General features: G+C 62.2%; 12 protein-coding genes. 6 read left to right on the top strand and 6 right to left on the bottom strand.

Annotated features, from left to right (window positions below; all coding sequences use genetic code 11):
• Positions 1-68: 68 nt before the first annotated feature.
• Together AO356_RS26970 and AO356_RS26965 are read right to left on the bottom strand one after the other, a co-directional pair.
• The gene (locus tag AO356_RS26970; RefSeq protein WP_060742396.1) at positions 69-680 is read right to left on the bottom strand and encodes a Yip1 family protein; all 612 of its coding nucleotides are present in this window, start codon (positions 678-680) and stop codon (positions 69-71) included.
• Positions 681-1,033: 353 nt separating this feature from the next.
• On the bottom strand, positions 1,034-1,891 hold the full coding sequence (locus AO356_RS26965; protein WP_060742395.1) for an SDR family oxidoreductase: 858 nt from the start codon (positions 1,889-1,891) through the stop codon (positions 1,034-1,036).
• Positions 1,892-2,077: 186 nt separating this feature from the next.
• On the opposite strand from AO356_RS26965, the gene AO356_RS26960 reads away from it, so the two are divergent.
• On the top strand, positions 2,078-2,482 hold the full coding sequence (locus tag AO356_RS26960; protein ID WP_060742394.1) for a VOC family protein: 405 nt from the start codon (positions 2,078-2,080) through the stop codon (positions 2,480-2,482).
• Between the two features lie 60 nt (positions 2,483-2,542).
• Here AO356_RS26960 and AO356_RS26955 read toward each other — a convergent pair whose 3' ends face one another.
• Entirely contained in the window at positions 2,543-3,691 is a 1,149-nt protein-coding gene (locus tag AO356_RS26955) for a MalY/PatB family protein (RefSeq protein WP_060742393.1), read from the bottom strand.
• Between the two features lie 180 nt (positions 3,692-3,871).
• Between AO356_RS26955 and AO356_RS26950 the strand changes: the two genes are divergently transcribed.
• The 4 genes from AO356_RS26950 to AO356_RS26930 all read left to right on the top strand — a co-directional run bounded on the left by AO356_RS26950 (position 3,872) and on the right by AO356_RS26930 (position 8,777).
• Positions 3,872-5,377 (top strand): methyl-accepting chemotaxis protein, encoded by a 1,506-nt coding sequence (locus AO356_RS26950; RefSeq protein ID WP_060742392.1) that lies wholly within the window; start codon positions 3,872-3,874, stop codon positions 5,375-5,377.
• A 207-nt stretch (positions 5,378-5,584) separates the two neighbouring features.
• Positions 5,585-6,652, top strand: a complete 1,068-nt coding sequence (locus AO356_RS26945) for an alpha/beta fold hydrolase (protein ID WP_060742391.1) — start codon at positions 5,585-5,587, stop codon at positions 6,650-6,652.
• Positions 6,653-6,879: 227 nt separating this feature from the next.
• Positions 6,880-7,626 carry a YkgJ family cysteine cluster protein gene (locus AO356_RS26940; protein WP_060742390.1) on the top strand — a complete coding sequence of 249 codons (747 nt, stop codon included), beginning with the start codon at positions 6,880-6,882 and terminating at the stop codon, positions 7,624-7,626.
• A 242-nt stretch (positions 7,627-7,868) separates the two neighbouring features.
• Positions 7,869-8,777, top strand: coding sequence for an AraC family transcriptional regulator (locus AO356_RS26930; RefSeq protein ID WP_060742388.1), 909 nt, complete (start codon positions 7,869-7,871; stop codon positions 8,775-8,777).
• A gap of 46 nt (positions 8,778-8,823) precedes the next feature.
• On the opposite strand, the gene AO356_RS26925 is transcribed toward AO356_RS26930, so the two are convergent.
• From AO356_RS26925 to AO356_RS26915, 3 genes are all read right to left on the bottom strand, one after another.
• On the bottom strand, positions 8,824-11,067 hold the full coding sequence (locus tag AO356_RS26925; protein WP_060742387.1) for a xanthine dehydrogenase family protein molybdopterin-binding subunit: 2,244 nt from the start codon (positions 11,065-11,067) through the stop codon (positions 8,824-8,826).
• Positions 11,068-11,079: 12 nt separating this feature from the next.
• Positions 11,080-11,553, bottom strand: a complete 474-nt coding sequence (locus AO356_RS26920) for a (2Fe-2S)-binding protein (RefSeq protein ID WP_060742386.1) — start codon at positions 11,551-11,553, stop codon at positions 11,080-11,082.
• A gap of 183 nt (positions 11,554-11,736) precedes the next feature.
• The gene (locus tag AO356_RS26915; RefSeq protein WP_060742385.1) at positions 11,737-12,945 is read right to left on the bottom strand and encodes an MFS transporter; all 1,209 of its coding nucleotides are present in this window, start codon (positions 12,943-12,945) and stop codon (positions 11,737-11,739) included.
• A 153-nt stretch (positions 12,946-13,098) separates the two neighbouring features.
• On the opposite strand from AO356_RS26915, the gene AO356_RS26910 reads away from it, so the two are divergent.
• Positions 13,099-13,980, top strand: a complete 882-nt coding sequence (locus tag AO356_RS26910; RefSeq protein WP_060742384.1) for a LysR family transcriptional regulator — start codon at positions 13,099-13,101, stop codon at positions 13,978-13,980.
• Positions 13,981-14,022 lie beyond the last annotated feature (42 nt).

Raw genomic sequence — 14,022 nt, 5'->3', positions numbered from 1 at the left:
CGAGCAAGCTCGCTCCCACAGATCATCTCAAGCCGCTGTCATCGGTGATGTGCGCCCCGAAAACGCATTTAGCCCACCGGGACACGCAAATATTCCGGCTGCAGGTAGTTGAACCAGAGCAGGATCATTTCCACCAGGATCGTCACCAATACCAGCAGGCCCACGCCCCAGACACTTGCCGAATACAGCAGGCCCTGTTCCTTCTTGAGGCCCATGAACATGGGCAGCCCGACGAACAGCAGGAATGTCGAGTAGGCCGATGCCAGCAACAGCACCGCCACGGCCAGCCAGCGGCTCGGGTAAAGCCCGAAAACTCCGGCCAGGAAATACGGCGTTGCGGTATAGGCGGCGAAACCGATGCATTGGTTGACCGTCGGGCGCGCTTCGAAAGTGCGGGACATCCAGCGGATGAACAGCCCCATCAACGTGACGCCGACGACGATGGTCAGGTACAGCAGCACGCACAATTGAAGCGCGCTGGTGCTGCTGAGCCGAACCGTTTCGTTTTCGGCCAGGCTCCATCCGGTCCAGGTGGTGCCGATGAACAGGCACACCGCGGGAATCAGCGCGAGCAACAGCAAATGAGCCAGGTAATGGCGTGGATGTGCCTGTTCCTGCTCGCGTATGTCGGCCCAGGCGAATTCGGGCTGTGTGAACAGTTTGACGAAAGGTGCGGACATGACGACCTCCTGATCAAGACGGCCTCTGCATGAGGCCCTTACTGGGTTTGAGGCACAGAAAAAGACCGGGGTTTCATTTATTTCCTGTTCCTGGTGACCGACCGCTTCCGGTACGCGAAGACATGCGCTTCCTGCACAAGGTCTGGCGTTTCGAGCGAGTCGCTCGGATGCGTCATGGGCGACTGGCCGGGCACAGCCCACTGTGGGAGCGAGCTTGCTCGCGATAGCGGTAAACCAGCCCATTGATGTTGCCTGACCTGCCCCTATCGCGAGCACGCTCGCTCCCACAGGTATTAGGGGCAAGGCCCATTGGCTGAGTGCTCCCTCGCCACAGGTAAAACGCTGCGCCATGCTTAAAGCATCGGCTTGCCCCCGGTAATCCCATAACGGGCTCCGGAGATGTAGCTGCCTTCGTCCGAGGCCAGCAGCACATAGATCGGCGCCACTTCAACCGGCTGGCCGGGGCGGCCAAGGGGCGTCTGGGTACCGAAATTCTGCACTTCTTCCTCGGGCATGGTCGCCACGATCAGCGGCGTCCAGATCGGTCCCGGTGCCACGCTGTTCACGCGGATGCCCTTGGGCCCGAGCATCTGCGCCAGGCCACCGGTGAAGTTGGCGATGGCGCCTTTGGTGGCGGCATAGGCCAGCAGTGTCGGCTTGGGCATGTCGGAATTGACCGAGCTGGTATTGATGATCGAGCCACCAGGCTTCATGTGCGGCACGGCGGCCTGGCAGATCCTGAACATCGCGGTGATGTTGATATTGAAGGTACGCACCCATTCTTCGTCGGGAATGTCCTCCAGGTTTTCGTGGGTCATCTGGAACGCGGCGTTGTTGACCAGGATGTCGATATGGCCAAAGCGGGCGACGGTTTCATCGACGATCTTGCGGCACAGGCCTTTGTCCGCCAGGTCACCGGGCAACAACAGGCACTGGCGTCCGGCCTGCTCGACCCAGCGTGCGGTTTCCCGGGCGTCTTCATGCTCGTCCAAGTAGGCAATCGCCACATCCGCACCTTCACGGGCGAAGGCAATGGCAACGGCGCGACCGATGCCGCTGTCGGCGCCGGTGATCAGGGCGATCTTGTTCGCCAGTCGTCCGGAGCCGGTGTAGCTCTGCTCGCCGCAGTCCGGATAAGGGTCCATTTTGCGCTGGGTGCCGGGCACCGGCTGGCTTTGTTTAGGGAAAGGCGGGAAAGGGTAGTCGACCATCGTCGTTCTCCAGGTGGGTTGCGATGGAGGGTGGACTTTGGGTTTTCGGGCAGAGTTCGGTCGGATTGTCCGGCCAGTCGATGAGCGTGACGGTGGTCGTTTCGTCGGTGAAGGGTGGGCTGTGGCGAACATTGGACGAGCCTGTATTCTCCAATGTCAGTACCGGTGTCGAGAAGGAGCAGGGCAATGTTCAGCCACATACAGATCGGCGCGCGCGACCTGCCGACAATGGTCGCTTTTTATGATGCAGTGCTCGGCTGCCTGGGGCTGGAGCGCATCGCGGGCGAAAACGATTCGGGCCCGCCGGGAGAAGGCTGGCGTCAGCCCGGCAAGTATTGGCCGCAGGTTTTTGTCCAGTTGCCTTTCAATGGCCTGCCCGCGACCTGGGGCAATGGCATGCAAGTGAGCTTCGCCGCCGATTCCCCGCAAACCGTCCGCGCTGCCTGGGAGCAGGCGATGGCCATGGGCGGTACCGACGAAGGCCCACCGGGTCCGAGGCCGCAGTATTGCGAAGGTTATTTCGGTGCGTATTGCCGCGACCCGGAGGGGAACAAGTTGTGCTTTGTCTATGCGCCGGATATGCATGAATAAAGCTCAAACCCTTGTGGCAAGGAGCTTGCTCCCTAACCACAAGGGGCATTGGCAGTTGAATCAGCCCCTGGCTTTCAGGCTGCGCTCCATCCGTGCGAGGCCTTCCTCCAGCAATGCCCGCGGGCAGCCGAAGTTCAGGCGCACGAACTGCCCGGCATCGTCAGCAAAATCCAGCCCGGCACTCAGCCCGACCTTGGCTTCTTTCAAGAAAAATCCTTGTGGGTCATCCAGCCCCAGCCCGGAGCAATCCAGCCAGGCCAGGTAAGTGCCCTGGGGCACGGTCATGGTGATGCCCGGCAGACGGGTGCTCACCGCCTCGACCAGGTAATCGCGGTTGGCTTGCAGATAGGCTTTCAAGGCCTCCAGCCATGGGCCGGCTTCGCTGTAGGCCGCACGGGTCGCTTCCAGGCCGAAGGCATTGACGCTGTCGACCATGCCGGCCCGCGCGTTGTTGACCCGCTCGCGCAGCTTGGCGTTCTGGATAATGGCGAACGATGTTTTCAGCCCGGCGATGTTGTAGGCCTTGCTGGCGGACATCAAGGTGATGGTGCGCTCGGCAATCTCCGGGCTGAGGGAGGCGGTCGGAATGTGCACGCGGCCGTCGAAGCACAATTCGGCATGGATTTCGTCGGAGATGATCCAGGCGTCCTGCGCCAGGCAAATGTCCGCCACGGCCTTGAGTTCTTCGCGGCCAAACACCTTGCCCAGCGGGTTGTGAGGGTTGCTCAGCAACAGGGCGCCGCCGCCCTGCAATGCTTCGCGCAACGCGGTCAAGGGCGTATGGAATTCACCCTTGACCGGGGTGAACGGCAACTCCACTTTGTTCAACTGCCAGTGACCGGGGGCGTGGCGCAGCGGAGGGTAGTTGGGCACCTGCACCACGACATTCTGTCGGGGTTCCACCAGGGCACGCAGCGCCATATTGAAACCCGGCTCGACGCCAGGCAGGAACACGATCTGCTGAGGCTCGACACGCCAGGCGTACTTGCCCCACAGGTCCGCCACGATGGCTGCGCGCAGATTGTCCTGGGCGACACTGTAGCCCAGCATCGGATGTTCAAGGCGCTTGTGCAGCGCGTCGATGACCACCGGTGGGGCGGGGAAATCCATGTCGGCCACCCACATTGGCAGCACATCGGCCGGGTAGCGGCTCCATTTGGTACTGCCGGTGCCGTGGCGCTCCAATACGGTGTCGAAATCGAAAGTCATGGGGGTTCCATCAGTCAGTCATGAGATGGCGCACATCATAAAGCAAAGACCGCCGAGAAAAGCTTGATGGCGCAGTGCCACCAATTGATGATAATCAGTTAAAGTTCCCTCTCGAAACGCCGCTAAGCCGTTAGCGGCACTCGGTAACGGACCTCCAAGTCTTTGAAAAGGACGACCCCCATGACATCGCCCGTGCGCTTTAACGATCACCACCGTAAAGCCGACCGCATCATGCTGGGGCTACTCTGGCTCACGTTGCTGTATTCCCTGAGCCTGGCATTCCTGCACTCGACGTTCACCCAGGCGCTGCTGGTGGGGGCGACCACCTGCGTGGCGAGCACCACGCTTTATCGCGTCCTGGCCGGCACCCGGGCCATGCGCTGCGTCATCGCGGTGGCGCTGATGGTCATGGCGGCCTTGCACATCAACCAGACCCACGGCGTGATCGAATTCCACTTCGGGATCTTCGTGCTGCTGGCCGTGTTGACGTTCTACCGTGACTGGCTGCCGATTGTCGTTGCCGCCGCCACCATCGCGGTTCATCACCTTGGTTTTCACTGGCTTCAACACCAGGGTTATCCGGTATTCGTCATGGACACCCACGGTGGCTGGTCGATGATCTTTCTTCACGCGTTCTACGTGGTGGTGGAAAGCGTGATCCTGATTTACCTGGCGAACCAGAGCCTGGCCGACGCCACGGAAAACCAGGAGGTGCTCGATAAGGTGCTGGCGGCGGCCGCGCAGTTGAGCAACGACGCCGACAGGCAGCGCAGCGACGGCGTCAAGGTCTCTTCGAGTGAGCGTTTCGATCATTTCCTCCAGCAGGTCACCCAACTGGTGGACGGCGTGGTGCGCGACACCCGCAACCTCTCGGACCTGGGCCAGGACCTGTCCCAGGTTGGCCAGACCCTGGAAACCGGTGCCCGTCACCAACTCGACGAAGTGGCACAGATGAGCGGTGCGATCAGCCATCTGGTCGAGGCCATGGAAAACATCGCCGGCCATGTCGACCAGACCCTGCAGCGCGCCGGCCAGGCCAACGAGCAGGTCAACCGCGGGCGCACCACGGTTGACCAGACCCGGGAGGAGATTGTCGAGCTGGCAGGGCGCATCAACCTGACCAACGAAACCGTACAGGTCCTGGCCGACCAGGCACAACAGATCGGCCAGGTGCTGGATGTGATCAACGGCATTGCCGAGCAGACCAACCTGCTGGCCCTCAACGCCGCCATCGAGGCGGCCCGGGCTGGCGAGCAGGGCCGCGGGTTCGCGGTGGTGGCCGACGAGGTCCGCACCCTGTCACAAAAGACCTCGACGTCCACCACCGAGATCCAACAGATCATCACCAAGCTGCAGCAAGGCAGCCGCCAGGCCGCCGTCGCGATGCAAGACAGCCGCGATGGGGTCGAGCGCTGCGTCTCCGCCAGCCAACTGGCTTCGCAACTGTTGCACGCCGTCGTCGAAGACATCGCCGTGATCAATCATTTCAACGACCTGATCGCCAGCACCACCCAAGAACAATCCAAAGCGTCGATGGGCATCAACCAGCGCCTGCAAAGCGTGCAGGCCGTGGCTGAGCGCAACGCCGACAACATCGGCATCCTGACTCGCAGCAGCCAATGCTTGCCACCGTTGGCGGAACGCTTGGCGGTGCTGGGGCAGGCGTTTCATGGGAAGCCACTTTAAGCGACTGGCTGCCCCCTCGACCGAACCCGCAGCAAGCGCGTAACACGAATGTATCTCTGTGTATCCAGGGACATGGCCGATACGAGCCGTTGCATTCAAGCCCGTCGCTGACACATCCGCGATACCTGGCCAACGTCAAATGGGGCCCATCGAGACAGCCCAAGCCGTCTCACCGGCTCACCCCACGTCGTTCGCAAGGAGCTTCACATGGACATAAACCCTACCTCCGCTTCCCGCCAACGCCGCCTGCTCGCGCCAACCCTTCTGGCGTTGGCAATGATGCAGCTTGGCGCCTTGGGATTGACCGCGTCCCAGGCCAGCGCGGCCGATGGGCCGGCGAGCACTGTCGGCGCGATCACCCCCGGCAGCCACACGTCGTTCGGCCCGCTCAAGCACGTCAAGGCTGGGCTGTTGGACGTGGCCTATGCCGAAGTCGGCCCCGCCGATGGGCCGGTGGTGATCCTGTTGCACGGTTGGCCCTACGACATCCTCAGCTATGCAGATGTGGCGCCGGCGCTGGCGGAGCAGGGCTATCGCGTGTTGATTCCCTATGCCCGCGGTTATGGCGATACGCGCTTCCTGTCTGCCAAGACCCTGCGCAACGGCCAGCCTTCTGCGCTGGCAAGCGACCTCATCGATTTCATGGACGCACTGAACATCAGACAGGCGGTGCTGGGCGGTTATGACTGGGGCGCACGCACCGCTGACATTGTCGCGGCCCTTTGGCCGGAGCGGGTGAAGGCGCTGGTGGCGGTGAGTGGCTACCTGATCGGCAGCCAGGAGGCCGGCAAGGCACCGCTGCCGCCGGCTGCGGAGTTGCAGTGGTGGTATCAGTTCTACTTTGCGACAGAACGTGGCCGCCTCGGTTACGAGAAAAACACCCACGACTTCGCCAAGCTGATCTGGAAGCTGGCGTCGCCGAAGTGGAACTTCGATGACGCGACGTACGACCGAAGCGCCGCCGCCTTGCAGAACCCCGATCATGTCGCGGTTTCAATCTTCAACTATCGCTGGCGTCTGGGCCTGGTCAAGGGCGAAGCCAAGTACGACGGGCTGGAAAAGAAACTGGCAACGTTCCCGTCGATCGGCGTACCGACCATCACCCTGGAAGGCGACGCCAACGGCGCTCCCCATCCACCCGCTGAAGCCTATGCCAAGCGCTTCACCGGCAAATATGAGCATCGCCTGATCGACGGCGGCATCGGTCACAACCTGCCCCAAGAGGCGCCGCAAGCGTTCGCCCAGGCAGTGATCGACGCCGATCATCTTCAATGATGCCGCGTTCCCGGCATCTGCAGTGAAGGGTTGCCTGAAACAACGGTTTTCCCTGCCAAGGGTCGCCCCCTGAAAACACCTTGGATCAGGCAACTATGCCGGCGGATCCGGCAAGCGGATTGGCGTTTCGCTCCACATACTCTCGCGGCCCGGAGGCCCTGCCACAGCTGTATCGCAGTGGCGGAGCCTGCCGAAGGCGGTCGAAAACATGTGTGCGAGTGCTTGATATGGAAAACAACACGGTCCGTTTTGCCTGCAACGGCTGCGGGATTTGCTGCAAAGGTCGGCTGATTCCACTGACGTTGGACGAGACGAGGCAATGGTTGCAACGCGGACATGAGGTGGCGGTCGTGCTGGAGGCGTTCGATGAGTCGAGCTGGCCTTCGGAGCCTCGACAATTCGCCCACAGCGCCCAAAGAGCCGTGGAAGTCACCAGTGGCGATGCCCGGATCCGAGTCGTTGCGGTGTTGGCCGGCAATGCCCTGACCCAGTGCCGCAATCTCGGCGACGACGGTCGTTGCGGCATCTATGAAGAGCGGCCGTTGGTCTGTCGAATCTACCCGATGGAAATCAATCCGCTCATTACCTTGCGTCCAGCCGACAAGGTCTGTCCTCCCGAGGTCTGGGAGACGGGGGAGGTCTTGTTTACCGACCGCGTCGTCGATCCGATCCTGGCCGATCAGATCGAACGTTCCCGCCAGGCGGACAGGGACGATGCCCAGGCCAAGATTGCGCTGTGTGAAGCGCTGGGTATGAACGTCGCCGCCTGGAAGGGCAATGCGTTGGCCGTTTACTTGCCTGATCGGGCGCAGTTGGCTGAAGCAATCGTTCGCTACGACCGCGCCCCGGAGGCACCGACTGGCCTGGACTGGAAAGTGCGGGTCGAAACGCCGGCCCTGGCCCAACGACTGCTGCAAGCAGGTGTCGCGTTGGATGATCAACGGTCAACCGGCTATATCTTCCAGGGACTTTAGTTTTCGAGTCCAGCCATCACTTTGTGCATTTTCAGCCCACGAAACATCTTGCAATACATAGGCTTGGATGACCTGCGCCGGTTGTGGCTCGTTGAATCGTGCAAGAATTTGCGCCAATCAGGCAAGCGATCCGAACCGCCGACCCAGCATACTGCGTCCATATTGATCAACGATTTGCGGTGATGCCGGGCACTGTTCGGCATCACCGCAAGTCGTGGGCCCGATCTTTCAAGGAGTGAAGTGTGCACACCGATTTCAAAAGCGACACGGCCGCCCGAGACCTCAGTCGCCTGGCCGGCTCGGTCAGCCAGCTTGTGCCCGGCGAGGGTGACCAGATGACTGCCATCGCCGGTTTGAGCCTGCATCGGCGCAAGGCAATCACCGCGCCTATGCACTGCATCTACGGCCTGGGCATTGGCGTGACCTTGCAAGGCCGCAAGCAAGCCATGATCGGGGACGAGATCCTGACCTACGCTCCCGGCCAGTCCATGGTGACTTGCGTGGACCTGCCGGTCATTTCCCACGTCTCCCAGGCCAGCGTCGCCAAACCGTTCCTGGGCCTGATGCTGAGATTCGACAGCACGATGGTGATGCAAGTGGCCGAGCGCATGCAGCTGTCACAACGCATGAAAGACGACGCGTTTCGACCGATTACCGTACAGGCGCTGGATGCCGGGGTGCTGGATGCCCTGAGGCGTTTGATAGACCTGCTGGACGAGCCGCAGTTGCTTGAGACCGTGGCCCCGCTGATCAAGGAAGAAGTTGTCGCTCGCCTGTTGAACGGTGCCCATGCGCCGCAGTTGCTGCATGTCATCGCCGCCGGTTCACCCAGCCAACACATTGCCAAGACGGTCGCCTGGCTGAAACTGAATTTTCGCCAGGCGTTGCGCATGGACGACCTGGCGGCGCAAGCGCACATGAGTCCTTCCACTTTCCGCCAGCATTTTCGGACCGTGACCGGGATGAGCCCGTTGCAATACCAGAAGCAACTGCGGCTGCAAGCTGCTCGGCAATTGATGTTGAGCCAGAAGGTCGACGCGAGCAGTGCAGGGGGGCTGGTTGGCTACGAAAGTGCCTCGCAGTTCAGCCGCGAATACAGTCGCCTGTTTGGAGAGCCCCCGCAGCGGGATATCAAGCGAATTCGCTTGTGATCGTGAGGCTTGCCTGGCATTGCGGCCAGGCAGCCTCAAGCGCCGCTCACGCCAACTTGAACGGCAATTCACGCATGGGTTTACCGGTCAGGCTCGCCACCGCGTTCGCAAACGCCGGGGCTAACGCTGGCAGGCCGGGTTCGCCCATTCCCGTGGGCGGCTCGGCACTGGGCACGATGTGGACAGCGAATTCCGGCATGTCGGTAATGCGCGGCACGCTGAAGTCAGCAAAATTGCTCTGCTGCACGACGCCGTCTTTCAGGGTGATGGCACCACCGGGCAGGCACATCGACAGGCCCATCAGCGCCGCGCCCTGGACCTGGGCCTCGACACTGCGTGGGTTGACGGCCAGGTTGCAGTGCACGCCAGCGGTCACGTTGTGCAGCACCGGACGGCCATCCTGCACCGAGGCTTCGACCACATAAGCCACCACCGAACTGAACGACTCGTGGACCGCCACGCCCCAGGCACGGCCCGCCGGTAGCTGGCGCTTGCCGTACTCGCTCTTGTCCACGGCCAATTGCAGCGCCGCGCGATGGCGTGGGCTCTGGTCGCCAAACAGCTTCATCCGGTAGGCCACCGGATCCTGTTTGGTGGTGCGGGCGATCTCGTCGATCAGTGTTTCCATCACAAAAGCCGTATGGGTGGAACCGACGCTGCGCCACCACAGTACGGGGACGTTGAGTTTCGGGTGATGCACCGTCAGCCGCATGGGCAGCGGATACGGGTCGCGCAGGCCCTCGGTGGCGGTCGGGTCGATGCCATTTTTCACCCGCCCGCCAAACACGGTACCGGTGATGATCGATTGGCCAACCAAGGCGTGGTCCCAGGCGAGAACCTTGCCACTGTCATCAAAACCGATGCGCGCACGGTGCAGGTGCATGGGGCGGTAGTAGCCGCCCTTGATGTCGTCTTCCCGGCTCCAGAGTGTGCGGATAGGCGCATCGACCCCAGCGGTGCGGGCGGCCTTGGCCACTTCGCAAGCCAGTACCACGAAATCGTTGGTGGGTACGCCGCGCCGGCCAAAACCTCCACCAGCGGTTTGTACGTTCACCTGGATCTGCTCGGGCTTGAGGTCCAGCACCTTGGCGGCGGCCGCCGCATCGCCGCCGGGGAATTGCGTGCCGACCCACAACTGAGCGCCATTTTTGCCGGCAAGCTGCACGGTGCAATTGAGCGGTTCCATGGGGGCATGGGCGAGGTAGGGAAACAGGAACTCGGCCTCCAGTCGATGCGGCGCCGTGGCGAGTGGCGTCATGTCGGCATCGAAGTGCAACGGGCCGGGCTGGCTGGCCAGTTCGCGGTATTGGGCCAATTGTTTTTCGCTGTCCAGCTTTTCCACAGCGGACGCGTTCCATTCCACCTTCAGCGCATCGCGTGCCAGCTTCGCCTGCCAGTAGCTGTCGGCAACCACCGCGACACCTTCGGCGCCGCCATCCAGCGGTACGCGCAACACGGCCTTCACGCCTTTTGTGGCCCGCGCCGCGCTGTCGTCCAGAGCAGCGATTCTGGCGCCGAACACCGGTGGCCGGGCAACGACGGCCGTGAGTTGCCCCGGCAGGTGCATGTCGATGCCGAAATCCTGCTGGCCGCTGCTCTTGGCCTTGGCATCGATGCGTGTGGTGGCCTGGCCGATGATGCGGAAATCCTTGGGGTCCTTGAGCGTGATCTGCTCGGGTACAGGCATCGCCATCGCCGCTTGCGCCAGTTCGCCGTAGCTCGCTTTACGGCCCGCTGGGCCGAGCACCATGCCGGCCTGGGTACTCAGGCTCGCCACGTCCACGTTCCAGCGTGCGGCGGCCGCACTCAGCAGCATGGCGCGCGCACGGGCGCCAAGTTCGCGGTACTGGGTGTAGCTGTTCTTGATCGTGTTGGAACCACCCGTGAGGTGGATGCCGAACGCCGGGTCCATATAGGCCGCGTCGTTGCTGCCGTTGCGACTGCGCACCAGGCTCCAGTCGGCATCCAGTTCTTCGGCGAGAATCATGGGCAGGCCGGTCTGCACGCCCTGGCCGAATTCCAACCGATTGATGGTGACCGTGACCTCGCCATTGGGCGCGATCTGCACGAAGGCGGAGGGTTGCTGGGTCGGTTTGAGCGGCGCTGCGACGGCGCCATTGGCTTCCTGCGCCAGGGCCAGGTGTGGAAACGCCCCCAAGGCCAGCCCGCCGATGCCGACGATCTTGAGGAAGCTGCGCCGGGGCAGGGCAGCGGGGCCGTCAGCCTCGTCACGTTCAAGCATATGTTGCAAGGCGCGGGGGAGCTCGTTCGGGAAGATCTCGTTCAGCATGGTCAGCTCCGATCAGGCAATGGCTTTGGCGGCATCAGCCACCGCGGCGCGGATTCGGGCGTAGGTGCCACAGCGGCAGATATTGCCGGCCATGGCCGAGTCGATCTCGGCCGCCGTGGGCTGCTTGCCCTTGGGCTGGGCCTTGAGAAAAGCCGTTGCGCTCATGATCTGGCCACTCTGGCAGTAGCCGCATTGCGCCACGTCGTGTTTGACCCACGCCTCGTGCACGGCGCTGCCCACCGGATCACTGCCGTCGGTTGCCGCTTCGATGGTGGTGATCTTCTTGCCGACGGCGGCGGCGATGGGCGTCACGCAGGAACGAATGGCCTGGCCATCCAGGTGCACGGTGCAGGCGCCACACAGCGCCGCGCCGCAGCCGAACTTGGTGCCGGTCATGCCCAGCGTGTCGCGCAGGGTCCAGAGGATAGGGGTGCCAGGGTCGACGTCGACCGTGTATTCACGGCCGTTGATGTTCAGGGCGCTCATAGGGGGACCAGCTCCAGATGGTTTGGCTCTGGTTAACTATAGGAAGGAATGGTTGGAGTGGGTTGCACGATTCGGGCTGATTATTGCCTGATCATGCGAATCAGCGTGCCCCGTGGAGGTGCACGCTGTTGTTGTCAGTGACTGATGTCTATCGTTGATGGCTATTCATGAGCGCATGCATGTTCAGCGCAGGTTTGCTGTAAACCCGTACTGCCTGGCCGACCACACCACCGCCAACGTCAGCAGCAGGAGAACGACCAGGACCGGCGCAAACGCCACGACCCCCAGGTGGTCGAGCAGAATGCCGCCGACGATCCCGCCGCCGGCAATGGCCAGGTTCCAGGCCGTGACCAGCATTGACTGGGCCAGATCCGCCGCATCTCCGGCTGTCTTGGCGATGGCCGTCTGGAACAGCGTCCCAGCCCCTCCGAAAGCGATTCCCCAAGCGGCCACGGCGATATACACCGCCGCAGGCCTGTCGCTCATTGCCCCTAGCATCATTGCCGAAAGGGCGAACAGCACTGTACCTGCGAGCGTCAACGCCCGCAGATGGCGATCGATCAGCGCGCCGACCACCCAGATCCCCAGTAACGACGCGACGCCAAAGACCAACAGGACCAGATCCGTCCGCTCGCCCAGGCCTGCCGCCGTCAAAAACGGAGCGATGTAGGTAAAGAGAATGTTGTGCGCCAGGACAAAAGCCAGTACCACGAACAGCACCGAGCGAACGCCTGGCAGAGTGAAGACCTGGCCCAAGGCAAGACGTTTGTTGGAGGCCTGTCCGGGAAAGTCAGGCACCTTGAGTCGTACCCAGACCATCAAGGCTACGGCGAACAGGCTCATGATGGCGAAGCTCATTCGCCAGCCGACCAGGTTGCCGAGCAGCGTGCCAGCCGGCACGCCCAGGGACAACGCCAAGGGCGCGCCCACCATGGCGATTGCAATCGCTCGACCCTTCTGGCTTTCGGGCACCATACGGGCGGCATAACCGGCCAACAAGGCCCACAGCAGCCCGGCCGATACGCCACCCAGCAAGCGCGCGACAATCGTCAAACCATAATGGGTAGAAAACGTCGTGACGGTATTGGCAACGGCGAAACCGGCGATTGCCGTCAGCAAGAGCGATCTGCGTCGCATGCCTTGGGTCGCGGCGGTCAATGGAATGGCCGCCAGCAAGGAGCCTATCGCGTAGACCGTTACCAGTTGGCCGGCGAGGGCTTCGGAGATCGCCAGCCCTTCGCTGATCTGTGCAAGAAGACCGGCGGGCAAGGCTTCGGTGAGGATGGTCACGAAGGCCGCCAGTGCGAGGGCAAACAGTGATCCGATGGGGAGCGGCGCAGTGTCTTGAATGACCTCGGCATCGGCATCGATAGGGGGGTTGGCAATCGTCATGTGTCACCTGCTTGGAGCGCTCCTGACCCGCCGGGACGACGCGGTCAATCGCAGATTGATAAGTGTCGACTACGGTAGGTGCCCCTCTTTGTCGAGACAAGAATGCTAGAGTGCACAACACATCGGAAAAAATGTCCGCAATGGGAGGCTGGCGTGGAATCACTGAGCGGGATTGATTTTTTTGTGCGCGCGGCCGAAACCCGCAGTTTTTCAGAGGCGGGCAGGGCGCTGGGCATTTCGTCTTCGGCGGTGGGCAAAAGCGTCGCCCGGCTCGAGGAGCGGCTGGGCGTGCGGCTGTTTCATCGCAGCACGCGAAGTATCACGCTGACGGCCGAAGGAGCGCTGTTTCTCGAACGTTGCCGGCGCATTCTCTGCGAAGTCGAAGCGGCCGAACAGGAACTGTCGCAAACCCGCAAAGCGCCACGGGGCAAACTGCGCGTGAGTCTGCCCCTCGTTGCGGACCTGGTCATGCCGACGCTGATCGCCTTCATGCGGCGCTACCCCAGTATTGAACTGGACCTGGATTTTTCCGACAGGCTGGTGGACATCATCGAGGAGGGTTTCGATGCGGTCATTCGGACCGGAGAGCCGAACGACTCCCGGTTGATGTCCCGTCCGTTGGGCCCGTTCAAGCTCGTTGTGGTCGGTTCGCCCCGGTACTTCGCCGAACACGGCACACCGCACGTACCGACGGATCTTCTGCGCCATGCCTGCCTGTTATACAAGTTTCCCAGTACTGGCAGGATGCAAGTCTGGCCGGTAAACGGGGACGGGGAGCCGGAACTCAACCTGCCGGCGAACCTGGTCTGCAACACCACCGAGGCGTTGCTGCACGTGGTGCATGATGCGCTGGGGATTGCCTGCGTGCCGGATTTCACTGTGCGTGAGGCCATCGCTGCCGGTGAGCTGGTCACCGTCCTGGACGACTTCAACAGGCATCAGAGCACCTTCCGCATGCTCTGGCCCTCAAGCAAACACCTGGCGCCGAAACTGCGGGTGTTCATCGATTTCATGAGCAGTGAGTTATTCAAGTGACTGAACCATCGCCATCGCGAGCAGGCTCGCGCCCACCTTCAA

Source organism: Pseudomonas fluorescens, from assembly GCF_001307275.1.
Taxonomy (GTDB): domain Bacteria; phylum Pseudomonadota; class Gammaproteobacteria; order Pseudomonadales; family Pseudomonadaceae; genus Aquipseudomonas; species Aquipseudomonas fluorescens_AA.
This window is presented reverse-complemented; position numbering and strand designations above follow the sequence as displayed.

Bases quoted from the DNA above. Each gene is read 5' to 3' on its own strand.
- AO356_RS26915 (WP_060742385.1), bottom strand. From the start codon at position 12,945: ATGACGATTGCCAACCCCCCTATCGATGCCGATGCCGAGGTCATTCAA.
- AO356_RS26925 (WP_060742387.1), bottom strand. From the start codon at position 11,067: ATGCTGAACGAGATCTTCCCGAACGAGCTCCCCCGCGCCTTGCAACAT.
- AO356_RS26970 (WP_060742396.1), bottom strand. From the start codon at position 680: ATGTCCGCACCTTTCGTCAAACTGTTCACACAGCCCGAATTCGCCTGG.
- AO356_RS26950 (WP_060742392.1), top strand. From the start codon at position 3,872: ATGACATCGCCCGTGCGCTTTAACGATCACCACCGTAAAGCCGACCGC.
- AO356_RS26945 (WP_060742391.1), top strand. From the start codon at position 5,585: ATGGACATAAACCCTACCTCCGCTTCCCGCCAACGCCGCCTGCTCGCG.
- AO356_RS26920 (WP_060742386.1), bottom strand. From the start codon at position 11,553: ATGAGCGCCCTGAACATCAACGGCCGTGAATACACGGTCGACGTCGAC.
- AO356_RS26960 (WP_060742394.1), top strand. From the start codon at position 2,078: ATGTTCAGCCACATACAGATCGGCGCGCGCGACCTGCCGACAATGGTC.
- AO356_RS26965 (WP_060742395.1), bottom strand. From the start codon at position 1,891: ATGGTCGACTACCCTTTCCCGCCTTTCCCTAAACAAAGCCAGCCGGTG.
- AO356_RS26940 (WP_060742390.1), top strand. From the start codon at position 6,880: ATGGAAAACAACACGGTCCGTTTTGCCTGCAACGGCTGCGGGATTTGC.
- AO356_RS26955 (WP_060742393.1), bottom strand. From the start codon at position 3,691: ATGACTTTCGATTTCGACACCGTATTGGAGCGCCACGGCACCGGCAGT.